Annotated in this window: 17 protein-coding genes; 13 read left to right on the top strand and 4 right to left on the bottom strand. The window is 59.4% G+C overall.

Annotated elements, in window-relative coordinates; all coding sequences use genetic code 11:
* The first annotated feature begins 28 nt into the window (after positions 1-28).
* Positions 29-1,051, top strand: a complete 1,023-nt coding sequence (locus HF945_RS17265) for an imelysin family protein (protein ID WP_290523796.1) — start codon at positions 29-31, stop codon at positions 1,049-1,051.
* A gap of 162 nt (positions 1,052-1,213) precedes the next feature.
* Entirely contained in the window at positions 1,214-2,320 is a 1,107-nt protein-coding gene (locus HF945_RS17270; RefSeq protein ID WP_290523797.1) for a DUF1513 domain-containing protein, read from the top strand.
* Positions 2,321-2,601: 281 nt separating this feature from the next.
* Here the strand turns inward: HF945_RS17270 and HF945_RS17275 are convergent, their stop codons facing one another.
* Both HF945_RS17275 and HF945_RS17280 read right to left on the bottom strand, forming a co-directional pair.
* Positions 2,602-4,053 carry a protein adenylyltransferase SelO gene (locus HF945_RS17275; RefSeq protein WP_290523798.1) on the bottom strand — a complete coding sequence of 484 codons (1,452 nt, stop codon included), beginning with the start codon at positions 4,051-4,053 and terminating at the stop codon, positions 2,602-2,604.
* A gap of 181 nt (positions 4,054-4,234) precedes the next feature.
* The gene (locus HF945_RS17280) at positions 4,235-5,245 is read right to left on the bottom strand and encodes a putative solute-binding protein (RefSeq protein WP_161319139.1); all 1,011 of its coding nucleotides are present in this window, start codon (positions 5,243-5,245) and stop codon (positions 4,235-4,237) included.
* A gap of 263 nt (positions 5,246-5,508) precedes the next feature.
* Between HF945_RS17280 and HF945_RS17285 the strand changes: the two genes are divergently transcribed.
* From HF945_RS17285 to HF945_RS17300, 4 genes are all read left to right on the top strand, one after another.
* Positions 5,509-6,882, top strand: coding sequence for a cytochrome ubiquinol oxidase subunit I (locus tag HF945_RS17285; protein ID WP_290523799.1), 1,374 nt, complete (start codon positions 5,509-5,511; stop codon positions 6,880-6,882).
* On the top strand, positions 6,879-7,880 hold the full coding sequence (locus tag HF945_RS17290; RefSeq protein ID WP_290523800.1) for a cytochrome d ubiquinol oxidase subunit II: 1,002 nt from the start codon (positions 6,879-6,881) through the stop codon (positions 7,878-7,880). Before HF945_RS17285 ends, HF945_RS17290 begins: the two co-directional genes overlap by 4 nt.
* A gap of 138 nt (positions 7,881-8,018) precedes the next feature.
* Entirely contained in the window at positions 8,019-9,215 is a 1,197-nt protein-coding gene (locus HF945_RS17295) for a GGDEF domain-containing protein (protein WP_290523801.1), read from the top strand.
* A gap of 135 nt (positions 9,216-9,350) precedes the next feature.
* Positions 9,351-11,156 (top strand): N-acyl-D-glutamate amidohydrolase, encoded by a 1,806-nt coding sequence (locus tag HF945_RS17300; RefSeq protein ID WP_290523802.1) that lies wholly within the window; start codon positions 9,351-9,353, stop codon positions 11,154-11,156.
* A gap of 24 nt (positions 11,157-11,180) precedes the next feature.
* On the opposite strand, the gene HF945_RS17305 is transcribed toward HF945_RS17300, so the two are convergent.
* Positions 11,181-12,071: a haloalkane dehalogenase gene (locus HF945_RS17305; protein WP_290523803.1), complete on the bottom strand. Its 891-nt coding sequence runs from the start codon at positions 12,069-12,071 to the stop codon at positions 11,181-11,183.
* Positions 12,072-12,261: 190 nt separating this feature from the next.
* On the opposite strand from HF945_RS17305, the gene HF945_RS17310 reads away from it, so the two are divergent.
* Positions 12,262-13,167: a recombination-associated protein RdgC gene (locus HF945_RS17310; RefSeq protein WP_290523804.1), complete on the top strand. Its 906-nt coding sequence runs from the start codon at positions 12,262-12,264 to the stop codon at positions 13,165-13,167.
* Between the two features lie 110 nt (positions 13,168-13,277).
* On the opposite strand, the gene HF945_RS17315 is transcribed toward HF945_RS17310, so the two are convergent.
* Entirely contained in the window at positions 13,278-13,847 is a 570-nt protein-coding gene (locus tag HF945_RS17315; RefSeq protein WP_290523805.1) for an ATP-dependent zinc protease, read from the bottom strand.
* Between the two features lie 146 nt (positions 13,848-13,993).
* On the opposite strand from HF945_RS17315, the gene HF945_RS17320 reads away from it, so the two are divergent.
* The 6 genes from HF945_RS17320 (at position 13,994) to HF945_RS17345 (ending at position 18,758) form a co-directional block, all read left to right on the top strand.
* Positions 13,994-14,686: an alpha/beta fold hydrolase gene (locus HF945_RS17320; protein WP_290523806.1), complete on the top strand. Its 693-nt coding sequence runs from the start codon at positions 13,994-13,996 to the stop codon at positions 14,684-14,686.
* A gap of 1 nt (position 14,687) precedes the next feature.
* A complete protein-coding gene (locus tag HF945_RS17325) occupies positions 14,688-14,903 on the top strand; it encodes a DUF1653 domain-containing protein (RefSeq protein ID WP_290523807.1) in 216 nt (71 codons plus the stop codon).
* A 197-nt stretch (positions 14,904-15,100) separates the two neighbouring features.
* Positions 15,101-16,462: a DEAD/DEAH box helicase gene (locus HF945_RS17330; RefSeq protein ID WP_290523808.1), complete on the top strand. Its 1,362-nt coding sequence runs from the start codon at positions 15,101-15,103 to the stop codon at positions 16,460-16,462.
* 289 nt (positions 16,463-16,751) lie between these two features.
* On the top strand, positions 16,752-17,417 hold the full coding sequence (locus HF945_RS17335) for a paraquat-inducible protein A (RefSeq protein ID WP_290523809.1): 666 nt from the start codon (positions 16,752-16,754) through the stop codon (positions 17,415-17,417).
* Positions 17,407-17,910 (top strand): paraquat-inducible protein A, encoded by a 504-nt coding sequence (locus HF945_RS17340; protein WP_290523810.1) that lies wholly within the window; start codon positions 17,407-17,409, stop codon positions 17,908-17,910. The genes HF945_RS17335 and HF945_RS17340 overlap by 11 nt, the downstream gene beginning before the upstream one ends.
* Before the next feature lie 2 nt (positions 17,911-17,912).
* Positions 17,913-18,758 carry an MlaD family protein gene (locus HF945_RS17345; RefSeq protein WP_290523811.1) on the top strand — a complete coding sequence of 282 codons (846 nt, stop codon included), beginning with the start codon at positions 17,913-17,915 and terminating at the stop codon, positions 18,756-18,758.
* Positions 18,759-18,836 lie beyond the last annotated feature (78 nt).

Here is an 18,836-nt window from a genome sequence, read left to right on the forward strand (position 1 = left end):
TCTGGCGATCGGCAGAGGAGAAAAGCGAATGCGTGCAGTCTATCTGGTCCTGCTGGCGGTGCTGGTATCCGCGTGCAGTAACCCGCGCGAGGAAGTCACCGTGCAGCTGGCCAATCAGGTACTGTTGCCGGCCCATGAACAGTGGCACGGCAGCAACGGTGCCTTGCGGGTGGCCGCTGAAGGGTTCTGTGCCGGCGAGCTGGACCGACCGGCGCTGGAGCAGTCTTTCTATCGTGCCTTGCAGAGTTGGTCCTACCTGCAGCCGCTAATGGTTGGCCCCATGGCAGAAGGCAACCGTAGCTGGCAGGTCCAGTTCTGGCCGGACAAGCGCAACCTGGTGGCCCGACAGGTGGAAGCGCTGCTGGATGCCTCCAACCCCCTGACCCCGGATGCGCTGGAAAGCGCAAGTGTGGTGGTGCAGGGGCTGACTGCTTTCGAGTACGTGCTGTTTGACGAAACCGTGGCGCTGGCGGACAGCATGGCCCGTTACTGCCCGCTGCTGACCGGTATCGCCCGTCATCAGCAGGCGCTTTCCGGCTCTGTACTGGCCATGTGGGAAGGCCCGGAGGGCATGCTCAAGGCGCTGACCCAGTTCCCCAATGATCGCTATGCCAGTGCCGATGAAGCGTTGGCCAGTATGCTGCGTACCCAAATCACCGCGGTGGATGTGCTCAAGAAGAAACTGGGCGTGCCCATGGGCCGGCTGAACAACGGAGTGCCGCAGCCCTGGCAGGCGGAAGCCTGGCGTAGCCAGCACTCCATCGGCAACCTGCAGGAATCCCTGGCCGGCGCGCGGGCGTTGTGGGAGCGGGTACGGCCGCTGGTGGGCGATGCCGAGCTGGTGACCCGCATTGATGCGGCCTACGAAAACACCGCGCAGAAACTGGCCGGTCTGCCGGACCCGCTGGTGGAGATGGTGCAGGACAAGGCCAGTCTGCCGCGGCTGAAGGTGTTGTACGAATCCATCGATCATCTGGAAAACCTGCAGCAGACCGAGCTGGCCCGGGATCTGGGTATTCAGATTGGTTTCAATGCCAATGATGGGGATTAAGAGCAGTTGCGAGTGACGAGTTTCGAGTTGCGAAAATCCAAGGCGCAAACCTTTCGCCTTCAGCCGTCCCGGGCTTTGCTCTTCGAAACTCGAAACGCGTTATTCGCCCAGGCAAGCTGGGCTCCTACAGGTTTTGGCCGGTTGTCGGCTGGTGGGTAGATCATGACACTGACACGACGACATCTTCTGGGTATGGGCGCGGCATTGGGCGGGGTGGCTGCGCTGGGGGGCTGGTCGCTCTGGCAGGGGCGCGGTCAGTCGCCGTTGTTGCTGTCAGCCCGCAATGATGATGCCGGCCGGCATTACTGTGCCGGCTACTTCCTGGATGGTTCCCGCGCTTTCGCCACCCCGGTGGCGGAGCGCTGCCATGATGTGGCTCGCCACCCGTTTCTTCCCCTGGCGCTGTTTGTGGGCCGACGTCCGTCCCGGGAAAGTTATCTTGTGGATCTGCGTGATGGTCGCCTGTTACAGACCGTGCACAGCCAGCCGCAACGGCATTTTTATGGTCATGCGGTCTTTCACGGTAGCGGCGACTGGCTGTATGCCACTGAAAATGATTTGAGCGAGCCGGGTCGTGGCGTGCTGGGACGTTATCGGCTGGACCGGCAGTCCCTGCAGTTGATTCATGAAGGCGAAGTGCCTACCCATGGGGTGGGGCCGCACCAGCTGGCCTGGATGCCGGACGGCGAATCCCTGGTGGTGGCCAACGGTGGCATTCGCACCGAAGGCAGCCGCGAAAAAACCAATCTGGACAGCATGGCACCCAGCCTGGTGATCATGGATCGGCAGGGTGAGCTTCTCAGCAAGGAAACCCTGCAGCATCAGCAGAGCAGTATTCGGCATCTGGCGGTGGCGGACGATGGCACGGTGGTCACTGGCCAGCAATATCAGGGCGAGGCCTGGGAATCGGTGCCGTTGCTGGCGGTGAAGCGTCCCGGTCAGCCCTATCAACCCTTTCCGGTGGCGGCGTCCCAGTTGGCCATGATGGACCAGTATACCGCCAGTATTGCCATCCACAGCCGCCGTCGGCAGGTGGCCATGACGGCGCCGAGGGGCAACCGCTTCTTCGTCTGGGATCTGGATACTGCCGCTACCCTGATAGAGGTGCCCATGGCCGATTGCGCGGGTGTGGGGGTGGTGGATGACGGCTTTGCCGTCACCTCCGGGCAGGGACGTTGCCGTTACTTCGGTTACCGGGATGGCCAGCAAGCCAGCCACTGGCTGGACCTGCCCGGTGGCTGGTGGGATAACCACCTGCGGCTGGGCTGAGAGCTACAAGCTACGAGCTACGAGCTACGAGCTACGAGCTACGAGCTACGAGCTACGAGCTTGATTGGATAGGCAAACCCGAAATAGTTCCCGGGATTCCTGCATTTCTACGAAGCCGCTGTAGGAGCACCACTTGAGGTGCGAACCGAGCGACAGCGAGGAACTGAGACGCAGCTGGCACAGGTCTTTGTTAGAACCTGTAGGAGCGAGCCTGCAAGCGATCCGAGCCCAGGCGAGGCAAGGATTCCAGAAACGCATTTCAACTCCTCTCTGCGGAATCGTCACGTCCCACAAAACGTGGCGCACACCACCTCATCCTCTTTCGGCGGTTGCACATAAGGGTCCTCTGCATCGCGATCCGCGTAAGGATCGCTCAGTGCGGCCAGCAGACGGTTAACCACACTGAGGTCGCCGTCTTCTTCTGCGGCCTGTAACGCCTTTTCCACCTGATGGTTGCGGGGAATGATAGCCGGGTTGTTCTGTCGCATCCGTGCCCAGCTGTCATCAACGTTGCCTTCGTGTTCCAGGCGCGCCAGCCAGCGTGCATGCCAGCTGGCAAAGGCATCATTGTTGTAAGCCTGGCCCTGCGGTTGTTGCCCGCCAATCAGCAGGCGAAAAGTATTGGTGTAATCCGCCTTGTGTAACTGCATCAGGGAGAGCAGATCCGTGATCAGGCTTTCATCTTCTGCCTGCTTGCCTGTCAGCCCCAGCTTGTTTCGCATCATGGCCAGCCAGCTCGCATCATAGGTGCTGCTCCAGCCCTTGAGTCGCTCGGTGGCCATCTCGATGGCGCGGTCTACATCGTCATCCATGCGGCTGAGCAGGGTTTCTGCAAAGCGGGTCAGGTTCCACTGGGTGATTGCCGGCTGGTTGCCAAACGCATAGCGGCTCTGGCGATCAATGGAGCTGAATACGGTGTCCTGGTCGTAACGATCCATGAAGGCACAGGGGCCATAGTCGATGGTTTCACCGCTGAGGGTTACGTTGTCTGTATTGAGAACACCATGGATGAAACCCACCCGCATCCAGTGGGTTACCAGGGCGATCTGCTCAGCTATTACTGCGTTCAGCAGCGCCAGCGCCGGGTTGTCGCTGCCCTGCTGGTCCGGGTAGTGGCGGTGCAGGGTGTAGTCTATCAGGGTGTCCATCAGGGCAGGGTCTTGCTGGGCGGCGGCGTACTGGAAGGTGCCCACGCGCAGGTGTGAGGCGGCCACACGGGTAAGGATGGCGCCGGGCAGCGGTTGGTCCCGGTAGACCGGCTCCCCGTTTGCCACCACTGCCAGGCTCCGTGAAGTGGGTATACCCAGGCCATGCATGGCTTCGCTGATGACATATTCCCGGAGCATGGGCCCCAGGGCCGCACGGCCATCGCCGCCGCGGGAAAACGGGGTGCGGCCGCCTCCTTTCAGCTGGATGTCCCGCCGGCGGCCATCCTCTGTGAGGTGCTCACCCAGCAGGATGGCGCGTCCATCCCCGAGCATGGTCAGGTTACCGAACTGGTGGCCGGCATAAGCCTGGGCCAGGGGGGTGCTGCCGGGAATCTCCGTGTTGCCGCTGAACCAGTCTGGCTGTTGGGCCAGGGCATCTGCGTCCAACCCCAATTCATCGGCCAGGGCGTGGTTGAACAGCACCATGTCCGGCTTGGCCACAGGCTGGGGGGCACTGAGGGAAAACAGGGCCTCGGGCAGCCGGGCGTAGCTGTTATCAAACTGGAAGCCGTAGGTCGGGCTCATGGTGACTCCATCACGTGACTGGGTGCATCAGCGTAACAGAGGGCGGGTGAGCCCCGCAGTGATTTACCGGCGACAATATTTGCCGTTGGCTCGGTGAACAGTGCGGAAAGGGGATTGGTGTGGGGAAAGGGGCAGGGAGGCCCCGGCCACCGGGGAGTGCCGGTGGCCGGAGCGGGTGGGGTTATTCCACCGGGTTGACGCATTCGGCGCGGGACGGTTCCTGCTTGCAGCGTACCTTGCGCAGCAGGCTCATCATGTCCTTGTTGTAAACGCCATCTTTGGTGAGGGCAATGCGGGCCTCGCGCATCATCTGGTCGTAACGCAGCTTGTCGGCCTCGGGGATGCGGATCCACCATTTGTCATCGATTTCGCTGCTGGCGTTGTCGATCAGCTTCATGGCGCGGTCAAACTGGCCAGACATGAATTTGCGGGATTGCTGACCGAAGCCGTCCGGGAAGCGGTCCTTGCGAATGATTACCTGGGCGCTCAGCTGACCGAGGACGTAATCCAGGATGCCGCCGCTGGGGGCCATGCCCTTGTAGAGTTCCAGAGCGGAATAACCCATTACCGGGGCAAAGCAGATATCCACGGAGCCATTGTTGAAGCGGGTAGAGAAGTTGGTGATATCTGACATGACCGGAGACATGCCCACCCGGGAGGCCATGTTGGCCTGGGCGCTATCGTACTCCAGAACGGCGATGGATTTACCGGCCAGCTCTTCCACGGTGTCAATTTCCTTGTCCTTGAGGAACAGGAAGGCCGCGCCGAGGGGGAACACGCCACCCACTTCATAGGGGCCAGACACCAGATGCTGGTCCACTTTGCCACTGGCCAGTACCGCGATCACGGTTTGCATGGCGTCGTAGCTGGGAATGGCGCCGATGGAATCCATGCTGCCGGTGTAGCTGTTGAACTGGCGACCGCGGATGCCGGTGAGAACAGCGGCATCACACTGGTTGGCCTTGAGATCTTCAGAGGCGATCTTTTCGTCAGTGTAGGGCTTGAGTTCCACATCCACCCCCCAGGCCAGGGCGGCGGTCTTGTAGTCTTTCATCATGTTGTAGGTGTCGCCACTGGCGCCGATGATGTCGAATACGCAGAAGGTACGCTCCACCGCCGCGAAAGCGGTACTGCTGAGCGTCAGCGCAGCGGCGGCACTCAATGCCTGAAACACTTTTTTTGTTTTGCTCATGGGACTCTCCCGTTAATTCCGGTACAGATATCGAAGTCGCAGCCAGCGCTGCAAAAAATGATGAAATGCATTTTGTTGGGTGCACAGAAAGGGCGCTGTAGTGTCCTTGTTGTGCGCTATCTAACGAATTGTGTCCTTTGTAGAGGTAGTGTTATTACTGACGCGTTGTTCACGTCTGGCAGAGGGATGGACAATTTGTCATCTGGGCAGCCCGGAAGAGCCTGATAGTATGGTTATATGGATATTCCTTCAGGAGATATGGAATGGAATTTGACCCCTTCCTGCTGGCGCGCTTGCAGTTTGCCGCCAACATCAGTTTTCACATTCTGTTTCCCACCATCACCATTGGTCTGTGCTGGGTGCTGTTCTACTTCCGCCTGCGTTATACCCTGTCCGGCGACAAGGCCTGGGAATACGCCTATTTCTTCTGGGTAAAGATTTTTGCGCTGAGCTTTGCGCTGGGGGTGGTCTCGGGCATCACCATGAGCTTCCAGTTCGGTACCAACTGGCCTGGCTTCATGGAAAGGGCTGGCAACATAGCGGGCCCACTGCTGGGCTATGAGGTGCTCACGGCCTTTTTCCTGGAGGCCTCCTTCCTGGGCATCATGCTGTTCGGCAAGGACAGGGTGTCCAACCGCACGCACTTGATTGCCACGGCGCTGGTGGCGGTGGGCACCTCATTCTCCGCGTTCTGGATCCTGAGCCTGAACTCCTGGATGCAGACGCCCAGCGGTTACCGTATCGAGGACGGGGTGTTCTTTGTGGAGAGCTGGTGGGAAGTGATCTTCAATCCTTCCTTCCCCTATCGCTTTGCGCACATGTTCAATGCCTCCCTGCTCACCGCAGCATTCCTGATCATGGGCGTCAGCGCCTGGCGGGCGCTGAGGCAGGTAGATGGTCCGGCTACCTGGAAGGTCATGCGCACCGGGGCGCTGATGGCTGCTGTGCTGGCGCCGCTGCAGGTGTGGATCGGCGATATGCACGGGTTGAACACACTTGAGCATCAGCCGGCCAAGATCGCCGCCATGGAAGGGGTCTGGGAAACCGAAAGGAATGCCCCCCTGACCCTGTTCGGTTTCCCGGATGAAGACGCTCGCACCACGCACATGGCCATCAAGGTGCCGGGCCTTGCCAGCCTGATTCTGACCCATGAATGGGATGGCGAGCTGAAGGGGTTGAATGAGTTCGAAGGTGATCACCCGCCGGTGGCGCCGGTGTTTTGGTCATTCCGCGTCATGGTCGGGGTGGGCACCTTGATGGTGCTGGTGGGGTGGTGGGCCGTGTGGCGACTGTTCCGTACCCGGGACGAAAGCAGCGCGGCGCACCCGTGGTTATTACGGGCCCTGTCGGTGATGACCTTTTCCGGCTGGGTGGCGGTGCTGGCGGGCTGGTATGTGACCGAGATCGGCCGTCAGCCATGGATCGTGGATGGCTTGCTGCGCACCTCCGAGGTGGTGGCTGATCACAGCAGTGCCACCGTGGCCGGGACCCTGTTTGGCTATGTGCTGCTGTACGCGTTCCTGCTGGTGGCCTATATCGCCGCATTGCGTTATCTGGCCACCAAGCCGGCCCGGTCCCTGTCGTTGTCACCGCAGCAACAGGCCATGGCAGCAGAACGCAGCGAAGGAGACGCATGATGGATCTTGGATACTGGTTGCCGTTGTTTTTTGCCGGGGCCATGGGCCTGGCGCTGTTGATCTACGTAGTGTTGGATGGCTACGACCTGGGCATCGGCATGCTGCTGCCCTTTGCTTCTGATCAGGAAAAGGATGTGATGGTGGCGGCCATCGGGCCGTTCTGGGATGCCAATGAAACCTGGATCGTACTCGGCGTGGGTATCCTGCTGATCGCCTTTCCCCAGGCTCACGGTATCGTGCTGACCTCGCTGTATCTGCCGGTGACCATCATGCTGATGGGGCTGATCTTGCGTGGGGTCTCTTTCGATTTTCGGGTCAAGGCGGGTGATCAACACAAGGCCATGTGGAACCGGCTGTTTGCCATCGGTTCACTGGTGGCCTCGGTGTGCCAGGGCTGGATGCTGGGAGCCTATGTCACCGGCCTCACCGGGGATACCACCAGCACCCTGTTTGCGGTGTTGATTGGCCTGGCATTGCCGGCGTTGTACATCATGCTGGGGGCTGCCTGGCTGTTGATCAAAACCGAAGGCGAGCTGTTCCAGAAGGCGGCTCGCTGGGGGCGGTTGGCAGTCTTGCCCATGGGGGCCTTCCTGCTACTGGTGTCTATCGCTACGCCGCTGGTGAGCGAGACCATTGCCGCCAAGTGGTTCACCCTGCCCAACGCCATTGGCCTGATGCCAATTCCCATTGCCACCGGTCTGGCGTATGCCGGGTTGATCTGGATCTTCAACAGCCGACAAATTCTCGATAATGGCTACGGCTGGCTGGCCTTTCTGTCGCTGATCGTGATCTGTGTGCTGGCCAGCATCGGCCTGGCCTACAGCCTGTTCCCGGACGTCGTGCTGGGCCAGTTGTCCATCTGGGAGGCCGCGTCGGCCACAGAGTCCCTGCTCTTTACCTTCTGGGGCGCGGTGATCGCGTTGCCAATGATCCTTGGCTATACCGTCTTCATCTACCGGGTGTTCCGCGGCAAGGCGACCCATCTCAGTTACGAGTGAGGTGGGTCGTCAGGATTCGGCCACGGCATTATCCGACCACTGGTCGCCTGCCAGGTATGGACGTTGTGTGAAGGAGCTTTGCACCGAGTCGAAAGTGTCATAATGATATTATCCGTGTGAACCAGGTCACGAAGAATAATGAAAAAGACACCTGCACGGCTGTTGACGCTATATCGATTGCTGGACTGGAGCGACAGGGACAAATGTTTGCTGTTGTCCGTATTGCTCTGGGGCTATATGGGCCTTGTCTACCTCTGGCACCTGTTTACCGTTCATTTCACCGACTTTGCCCGGCAGTTTGTCTCTGCTGAAGGCGCAGAGGTAATGAATCAGGTGATGATCCTGAATCAGGTTGGTTGGCTGGGGCTGATTGCCTGGGGCAGCCTGTTGCGTCGCCGTGAGCGTCATTCGCGGTACTATCCTGTCGCCTTCATGTCCTTCTTCAGTATCGGGTTTCTCCTGTTGGCCTGGACGGTGGGCTTCTACAGCCCCATGACCGGTATGGTGTTGATGGGTTCCCCCCTGGTGGGATTCATCCTGTTCGGGTTCCCGCAGGTGGCATGGAACTTTGCCTTTTCCGTTCTGGTGGTATTGCTGCTGGCCTGGTTGTCAGTGCTGGAGTACAGCGCCCACGCCATTTATTTTATTACCTACCCCATTACCCGGGAAGTGGTGTCCTATTATTGGGTGGCCAGCACGGTAGCCTTCATGGTGCCCTTCATTGCCACAGTGATCACCCTGATATCCCTGTTGCTGCGGCGCTGGATTTACCGTGAAGCCCAGATTCGTGACCAGGCGGTGCATGACCCCCTGACCGGGTTGGCCAACCGTCGCGAATTGTTCAGGTTGCTGGCGCATGAGTTGGCGCGCGGGCGTCGTAGCGGCTTGCCCATGGCGATCTGCATCATGGACCTTGATCACTTCAAGCGGATCAACGATCAGTATGGTCACGGTGCGGGAGACCGGGTGCTGGTCAAGATGGCAGAGACTCTCAATGCCTGTTTGCGGGAGAGTGATCTGGTGGGGCGAATCGGCGGTGAAGAATTTGTGCTGGTCATGCCGGAGACGGATGCTGACGGTGCGGCCAATGTGCTGGAGCGGTGCCGGGATGCCATTGCATCGACAAAGGTGATACTGGATGACGGCGGTATCCTCCATGTCACTGCCAGTTTTGGTGCCATCATATGGCTGGCGGATGCGGCCGGGCAGACACCACGGTCCGAGGCCCAGTTGCTTTCCCTGGCTGACCAGGCGCTTTATCAGGCCAAGGAGCAGGGGCGCAACCGGGTCCTGTTCTGGCAAGACGCATATCAAACAACAAGCAGTGCTGTCTGATGTCCCGTTTCTGCGGGATGTTGTCTCCAATTGTCCGGGCTTTTCTATCTTCCTTTCTCTTACATTGTTTTCCCTGACACCGATAACAATAACGACCATGCGGGCATCACGGCAGGTCGACCAAAGGGAAAGCACATGCAGCACGTCTACGATATCGTGATCAATCACGGTGAGGTTTTCGATGGGTCCGGCGAGAGCCAGGGGATCAAGCATCTGGGTATCCGCGACGGCCGGGTCGCCCTCATCAGTGAGCAGCCCTTGCCTGCTGATTCCGCCGCACGTTATTACGACGCTACCGGCCAGTGGGTAACGCCCGGATTTATCGAAACGCACAGTCACTACGATGCCGAAGTGATTGCAGCCCCCGCCCTGAAGGAATCGGTTCGCCATGGCGTGACCACGGTAATGATTGGTTCCTGCTCCATCAGCATGGTCAATGCGGCGCCAGAGGATTGCTCTGATCTTTTCACCCGGGTAGAAGCGGTGCCACGGGAACTGGTGTTGCCAGTACTGGAGAAGCGCAAGTACTGGAACGATGCCGCTGGCTATCGCCGGTTCTACGAGCACCATCCGCTGGGCCCCAATGTGGGGTCGTTTATCGGTCATTCAGACCTGCGTGTGGCGGTGATGGGGCTGGAACGCGCCACGTCCGACGTGAAGCCCTCAGAACAGGAATTGCAACGCATGGAGCAGTTGCTGGAAGAGGCCCTGGATGCCGGTTGCGTTGGGTTGTCGCTGATGACCACGCGGCTGGACAAGGTGGACGGGGATCGCGCCTGGTCTCGACCGTTGCCGTCAACGTATGCCCGCTGGAATGAATTCAAGCGTTTGTTCAGGGTGCTGCGGCGACGCAACGGGGTTATGCAGGGCGCTCCCGATGCGGTCAAGAAAGTGAATGTGGTGCGTTTTCTGTGGCAGGCCCACGGCCTGTTTCGTCGCCCGATGAAGTGTTCCATGCTTACGGCCCTGGACCTCAAGTCCAATCCCTGGCTGAACGTGGTCACTCGCCTCAGCGGCTTTCTGGCCAACCGTGTCCTGCGGGGTAATTTTCGCTGGCAGACCCTGCCCGCGCCGTTCACCGTTTATCTCAGTGGCCTCAACGTGAATGCCTTCGAAGAGTTTGCCTCCGGTGAACTGCTGCGCGACTTCAAGGATGAGGATGCCATGTATGCAAAGGTGGATGATCCTGCCTTTCGCAAATTGTTCAAGAAGCATGTGAATGCTCTCTTTACCAAAGGCCTTTGGCATCGGGATTTCAGTGATTGCTGGGTGGTGGACTGTCCGGATGTCGGCTTGATCGGCAAGAACTTTGAGGAAATCGGCAGGACCGAAGGCAAGGATGCGGTGGATGCCTACTTCGATCTGGCAGTGAAGTATCGCAATGCTCTGCGCTGGAAGACCAACTATGGTAATCACCGCCCGGCAGTGGTGCGCAAGCTGCTGGCCAGTCCCCACACCCATGTTGGCTTTGCCGATTCCGGGGCGCATCTGGAATCCATCGCCCAGTACAACTTTCCATTACGCCTGCTGAAATATGTTCGCGATGCGCAGCGCGAGGGTGTGCCTTTCATCAGTGTGGCAGAAGGAGTGCAACAGGTTACCTCCGACCTGGCGGACTGGTTCGGGCTGTCGGCAGGGCGCATCAGCCAGGGGGTGCGGGCCGATGTGGTGATCGTGAATCCACAGGGGCTGGGGGATGAACTGGATGAGGTGCAGTGGGCGCCCATGCCAATCGAAGATGTTGAAATCCAACGGATCGTGAAACGTAATGACGATGCTGTCAGCGCCACCATTATCAACGGACGGGTGGCCTGGGACAGGGAGGGCGGCTTTGATCCGCAACTCGGTGAGACGCAGGTGTTTGGTCGCTACCTGAGCGGAACACATCTGCTGCCGCGGCTCTCCCCGGGCGTGGCCGCCGCCCAGGGTGAACTGTCATAGCCTGCTGGGCATCGGCGGAGCGGACTACGCCAGAGCGGCCAGTAGATCATTGATGGCGCGGGCGAATGCCACCGGGGAATCTTCCTGAAGGAAATGGCCACCCACCAGCGTCTGGTGGGGCTGTCCCTTGGCCCCGGGGATGCGTTCCTGCATGAATGTGTCTCCCCCGCGGGTGATAGGGTCGCCGTTGCTGAAAGTGGTGAGAAAGGGCTTGTCCCATTGCTCAAGGACTTTCCAGGCGGCGCGGTTGGCGTCGCTGGCCGGGTCCTCCGGGGTCACCGGTACCAGCTTGGGGAACGCCCGTGCCCCGGCCTTGTACTTGCGGTTGGGAAAGGGTGCATCGTAAGCGCGCCGTTCATCCGGACCCAGCTTGCGAAAGGTGCCACTGTCGATGATCCGGGCAATGGGGAAGAGCGGGCTGTAGATGGCGAAATTCTTCCACAACTGAAAGGCCGCCGGCACTTTCTGGTCACCGGTGGGCAGCATGCCGTTGCCCACGACGATGGCGCGGAACCGTTCCGGGTTCTCGGCAGCCAGACGCAGTCCAAGCAGGGAACCCCAGTCCTGACACACCAGCGTGATGTTCTCCAGCTCAAGCTGGTCCAGCAGCGATAACAACCAGTCCATGTGGGTCTGGTAGCTGTAGGCTGCCATGTCGGTGGGTTTGTCGGATTTGCCGAAACCAATCAGGTCAGGGGCAATTACCCGGTGCCCGGCGGCTGCACAGATGGGAATCATGTGCCGGTACAGGTAAGACCAGGAGGGTTCGCCATGGAGCATGAGGATGGGGTGGGCGTCGCGGGGGCCTTCGTCCACATAATGCATGCGCAGGCCGTCCACGTCGGCATAGTGGGGATCGAAGGGGTAATCCAGTAAACGCTCAAACCGGGAATCCGGGGTACGCAAAAAATCCATGGGGCCTCCTGATGCTGATGAGTGTCTATTGATGCCACAGATAGGGATGTCATGACAGGCCAAATGGGCGGCGATTTGCTGAGCAGTTGACGGCGTGGTGCTTGAGGCAGGCTGGGCATTTCGCTACTGTGGCCAGCCCTCCCGTTTTCCGGCAGCGCTGTTTTCCGCTCCGGCTTTTGGATACGAGACTATGTGGATCAAGAACCTGATTGTGTATCTGGGCGATGAGCCCTTTTCCTTTTCCGTGGCCGAGCTGGATGAGATCCTGGCCAGCAATCGCTGTCAGCCCTGCGGCAGCCAGACCCTGCGCACCGAAGGGTTTGTGCCGCCCCTGAAGGGACAGGATCCCATGGCCTATGCAGTGGACGGTTTCATCTACTGTACCTATCAGGAAACCACTCGCCTGTTGCCGGGGCCGGTGATCAAGGAAATGCTCGACGAGAAGGTGGAAGCCATTCAGGACGAGGAAGGTCGCAAGGTGGGCCGCAAGGAAAAGGCCGAGTTGAAGGAGCAGATCACCTTCGAACTGATGCCCCGTGCTTTTACCCGTTCCCGCCGGACCAACCTGCTGATCGATATCGAGTGCAAGCGGGTGCTGGTGGATGCGTCTTCCGCTACCCGTGCTGAAGAAGTGGTGGCGTGCCTGCGCAAGGCCATCGGCACCCTGCCGGTGGCGTATCCGGCTCCCAACTCGGCCCCTTACACCAGCTTCAGTAACTGGCTGCGTGACACCAAGCTATTGCCGGAAGGCTTTACCCTGGGGGATCGCTGTGAGCTGAAAGGCACCAAGGACGAAGGCGCGGCAGTGAAATTCACCGCCGTGGATCTGGGCCAGGAAGAAATTCTCGCCCACCTGGAAACCGGCATGGTGGTGACCCGTATCAACCTGGCCTGGCAGGACAATCTGGAGCTGGATGTGAATGACAAGCTGGAGATCAAGCGCATCAAGGCGCTGGATCTGCTACAGGAAAATATCGACAGCCTGGATGCGGAGGACGCCGTGGCTGAACTGGAAGCACGCATCAGTCTGCAGGGTAATGTACTGCGTGAGGCGCTGGACGGGATGTTGGGGTACTTCGAGGTGAATCCGGCGTAACGGCAGGTACAAGCTTCAAGCTGCAACGCGGCATCGAGGTTTGATTGGGCTGCATTGACGAGGCCGCGTCCGGAATCCGGGCGCGGCCTCGGTCGTTATTCAGAGGCTTCCTAGTCGTGGATGTCCTCGTCGTCGTCCTCTTCCTTGTGCTGCTTCACCGTTGATTCTTCGGTGCACGTGGGGTTGTGGAGGAAGGTTTCGGTCACATCCAGATACCCCAGATGAGACAGGGTGCGGCGGCCCAGCAATACCGGATAGTTCATGTCGGAGCGGTCGTTGAGGGTGAACTGCTCTTCATAGAGGGTGTCGCCCATGCATAGCTGCATCAGCACCACCGGGCGTCGCTCCTCGCCACCGGCACCACGAATCAGTACCCGACGGAAGCGGGGTTTTTCGAAGGTCTTCGCGACCATTTTACCGCTGTCCAGGTCTTTCACGTTCACGGTGAAGCGCACCCACTTCTCACCGTCGCGCTCAAAGGTTTGCACATCGATGGCGTGTAGTGAGGAGGTCAGGGCCCCGCTATCCAGCTTGGCTTTGAGCTTTACGCCCCAGGGCAGCAGTGTGGTGTGTTCCACCCAGCCGTAAACATTCTTGGGCTCCACGGCCTTGCGCGCCATGGCCTGGCTGGTGCCGCACAGCAGGAGCAGGGAAGTCAGGGCAATCAGGGTTTTCTGCATGAGGTCCTCTTTACTGGCTTGTTGCTGGTGTCTGTGACCGCGCTCAGGCCGGTGTGTTCGGTTGGGCCAATCGTCAATCGTGGTATTTAACGGTTTTTTGCACAGGGTACCATTCCTGCTGATCTGGACGAACGTGGAGCAGCACCATGACCGAAAAACTGTCGCCACCGGCCTTGCGCCTGTTGCTGGGCGAAAGCCGCGCCCTGCTGGCCTATGGCCGTTATCTGGTGAAGGGGCTGGAGCACCGCCAGCTGCCTGCCGGTAATGGCGAGCCCGTGCTGGTGCTGCCTGGCTTTGGCGCCAGTGATGTGAGTACCCGCCCCCTGCGTCGTAGCCTTAGCCGCCTGGGTTACAGCAGTTATGGCTGGGCCCAGGGCACCAATACCGGCATGAATAACAAGCGACGCGGGTTGCTGGCGTCTCAGCTGCAGGCGATTCAGGCCCGCCATGGCCAGCCGGTGGCGTTGGTGGGGTGGAGTCTGGGTGGGGTGTTTGCCCGGGAGTTGGCGCGGGCCTTTCCCGAACATGTGAGCCGGGTGTTTACCCTGGGCAGCCCGATCAATCATGATCCGGATGCCAACAATGTGAGTGCCCTGTTCCGGTGGCTCAATCCGCAGCACAACCCGGACCTGGATGCTTTCCGTGAGCGCATCGCGGCGCCCCCGGTGCCCTGTACCGCCATTTATACCCGTGACGATGGCATTGTGAGTTGGCAGTGCTGTCTGGAAAATGAAGGGCCGCTAACCGATAACGTGGAAGTGGCGGGCACCCATGTGGGGCTGCCCTGGAACCCCCAGGTGCTGGCGGCCATCGCCGAGCGTCTGGCAAGAGGAGCATGAAGTGAGCGAGATCAAACCCGGCCGTTACCGTCATTACAAGGGGAACGATTATCAGGTGATTGGCACTGCCACTCATTCGGAAACCGAAGAAACCCTGGTGGTCTATTTCCCGCTCTACGGCGATCGGGCGCTGTGGGTCAGGCCGCTGAGCATGTTCATCGAGACGGTGGAGAAGGAGGGGGAAGTCATTCCGCGGTTTGCGTGGGTGGGGGAGTGAGTTCAAAGTTGAAAGTTCAAAGTTAAAAAGGCGCGAGACGGGTTTTGCCGTTCTGGACCTCTGTGCCCGCGCCATTACCGGAGATCGCGGGCACGGTATGGCAAAACCTGCTGCCCCGAACCGCGTTTCAACTTTAAACTTTGAACTTTCAACTCCGGCAGCTGCTACAATGCCCCCTCAACACCGGAGCCGAACCCATGTCCACCTTTGCCGAACTCAATCTCCACGAGCGCCTGGTGCGCGCCCTGTCCGAAATGGACATCACCGAGCCCACACCGGTGCAGGCGTCGGCCATTCCCGAGGCACTGGCGGGGCATGACCTGCGGGTAATTGCCCGCACCGGTAGCGGCAAGACAGCGGCCTTCCTGCTGCCCTTGCTGAATGGCCTGTTGCAGCACTCGCGCCCTCGCACCGACACCCGTGCCCTGATATTGCTGCCCACCCGCGAGCTGGCCCAGCAGACACTCAAGCAGGTTGAGGCCCTGGCCCGCTATACGTTCGTGAAAGCGGAGCTGGTCACCGGCGGTGAGGACTTCAAGGTGCAGGCGGCGAAGATGCGTAAGAATCCGGAGATCCTGATTGGCACGCCGGGGCGGCTTATCGAGCACCTGGAAGCGGGCAACCTGCTGCTGGGCGATCTGGAAGTGCTGGTGCTGGATGAATCCGACCGCATGCTGGATATGGGTTTCAGTGATGATGTGTTGCGGCTGGCGGCAGAGTGCCGCACCGAACGACAGACCCTGCTGTTCTCTGCCACCCGCGGCGGCAACGCCATGGATCGCGTGGTCGAAAATGTATTGCGTGAACCGAAGTTCCTGTTGCTGGACACGGTGCGCGATCTGAATGAATCGATCCTGCAACAGGTGATCACCGCCGACGATGTGGCCCACAAGGAACGTCTGGTGCAGTGGCTGCTGGCCCACGAAACTTATGACAAGGCGGTGATCTTTACCAATACCCGGGAACAGGCGGATCGCCTGGGCGGCGTACTGCGAGCCACCAGCCACAAGGTCTTTGTGCTGCACGGGGAGAAAGACCAGAAAGACCGCAAGCTGGCCATGGACCGGCTCAAGGATGGCGGTGTGCGGGTGCTGGTGGCCACCGATGTGGCGGCCCGTGGCATTCATGTGGAAGGGCTGGACCTGGTGATCAACTTCGACATGCCTCGCAGCGGTGATGAATATGTGCATCGTATTGGCCGCACCGGCCGGGTGGGCGGTGAAGGCACTGCGATCTCCCTGATTGCGGCCCACGAATGGAACCTGATGGCGAGCATTCAGCGCTACCTGCGTCAGCAATTCGATTTCCGCGTCATCGAGCCCTTGAAAGGCAAGTTTCTGGGGCCAAAGAAGCTCAAGTCCAATGGCAAGGCTGCGGGCAGCAAGAAGAAAAAGCTGAAGAAAAAGACGGATGCCAAGAAAGGTGGCAAGAAGCCGTTGAAGAAAAAGGCCCCCGCCAAAAAGCCCGCTGCTCGACGTAGTCAAAAGCCTGCGGCTCCGGATACCCAGGGCGGTTTCGCCACCGTAAAAAAACGCAAGAACCCTGGTCCGATTGATTAAAGCTGTTAACAGTGAATAGTGAACAGCGGCACGACAGGGCGCTGTTGTTTAAAGGCATCAGGCCACGTCCAGAATTGAGTCGAAGCCTGATGTGTTTACGGCTGCAGAACAGGGGGCGTGTTTCATCCAGTGCCATCGCTGATTCCGGCCTCCTTCAGCCAACATGTTGGCGCTCCTGCAAAGTCATCCTTTCCCCATTTATAAAACTCCGTAAAACCCCTGCTGGTTTTCACAGACGTGCAAATCAGGCAATGTCATCCTTGATATCTGTTCAATACAGGAGCTGCCTTTGCCATCGGACAGGGAGGTTTCCCTCAGCCGGCGCCCCTTGCGCCAGCCGGACGTGCTGCACTGTCCGGATTGCCATACCCGTCTGGCCCTGCCTTCAGGCAAGGGGCGAGGCAGCTGGCGTTGTCCCCGCTGTGATTGTCAGCTCAGTGGCGCCTGGCGTCTGAAACCGGATTCCCTGCTGGCCCTGTCGTTGGCAACCGCCTTTCTGTGGGTGCCCGCCCTTACCCTGCCGTTGTTACGCCTGGAGAACCTGGGGCTGGATAACAGCGCCAGCCTGCTGGACTGTATTGTGGCCCTCATGCATGGCGTCTATCTGCCCGCAGGCTTGCTGCTGTTGTTTACCCTGTTGATCATGCCGCTGGCGAATCTGGTAGCAGTGACCCGCCTGTTATGGGCGGCTCGACAACAACAGCCAGTGGCATCGCCACGCTGGATGCAGATCTACCGGCAGAGCCGGGAATGGGCCATGACCGATATTTTTCTGCTTGGCATCCTGATTTCCATGACCAAGCTTGGCGATCTGGCCTCGATCACGCCGGGTGCCGGTATCGTTTGTCTGGGCATGGCGGTGGTGTTGCGCCTGATTGTGGAAACCCTGGCCCAGCCGGATCAGCTACAACGGCAGATAGCCCTGCACAATGACGAGGGTGCCCATGGTGAATGAATCCCGCACTCTCTGCTGGGCGCTGCTGATCGCCGCGCTGGTCTGGCTGGTACCTGCCAACCTGTTGCCGATCATGACGGTGACCCAGGGCGGGCGCAGCAAGACCAGCACCATTGCCGATGGCATCTGGCAGTTGTTCGAAGCAGGGATGCCCGGCATCGCCATCATTGTCATGGTGGCCAGTTTGCTGGTGCCCTTGTTCAAGGTGTTGGTGCTGGCGGTTGTCTACTGGCGGGCACCGCATGAAACCGACCCGTTGCTGAGCACGCGGGCCTACCGGCTGGTGTACTGGATTGGTCGCTGGTCCATGCTCGATGTGTTTGTTGTGGCGCTGCTGGCAGCGCTGGTGGAATTTGGCAATCTGGCCAGTGTGAAGCCTGAGCCCGGTATTCTGGCGTTTGCTCTGGCGGTGGTGTTGACCATGTTGTCTGCCCACGCGTTCTCGCCTGGGCAGCTCTGGATGAAGACCATCCCCGATCAACGTGGAGTCTGAGAATGGAAACACCTGAAGTGAAAAAATCACACTGGCCCTCGCCGATCTGGCTGGTGCCGCTACTCAGTCTGATCGTGGCGAGCTGGTTGCTCTACGATCAGTTGCTGCAACGGGATGTGCAGATCGAGATCAGCTTTCAGAGCGGGGCAGGCATCAAGCCAGGTGTGGAGCTGCGTTACCGTGGTGTCCCGGTGGGCAGTGTTGACGATATTGTGCTCAGCGAAGATCTGAAGACCGTGAATGTGCATGCCAGCCTGAATCGGGATGCTGAAAAGCTGGCCAGTGAAAACAGCAAATTCTGGATTGTGGAGCCGGAGCTTGGCATTGCCGGTGCCCGCAATCTGGATACCCTGGTGTCGGGAAAATATATTGCCGTGGAACCCGGTGACGGTGAACAGAAAAAGGAATTTGTCGGTCTGGAAACGCCGCCGGATCAACAACCGGATCTGGGGTTGAAGATCACCCTGGTGGCGAACCAATTGGGCTCCCTGAAAAAAGGCCGGCATATTTATTATCGGGATATGGAAGTGGGCACCATTGGTGACAGCAGGCTCAGTGAGGGCAGTCGCTATGTGGAGATTCAGGCCATTATCAAACCCGAGTACAGCAAGCTGGTACGTACCAATAGCGTGTTCTGGAACAGTTCCGGTTTGACTGTGGATGTGGGGCTGTTCAAGGGGGCAGAGGTTCAGTCCAGTTCCCTGGAGAATCTCCTGCGCGGCGGTATCAGCTTCGCTACCCCACCCGAACCCGGCCCGCTGGCAGAAGAAGGGCGTCGCTTCCCGCTGAACCGTCAGGCGGAAGATGAATGGCGAGAGTGGTCGCCGATCATGAAATGGAAAGATTGAAAGGCAGTTAACAGTGAACAGTGAATAGTGAACATTTCGCGAGCAATGCCCTTCTGTGTTTAATGCAAGAGGCCGCGC

Source organism: Alcanivorax sp., from assembly GCF_017794965.1.
Lineage (GTDB): Bacteria > Pseudomonadota > Gammaproteobacteria > Pseudomonadales > Alcanivoracaceae > Alcanivorax.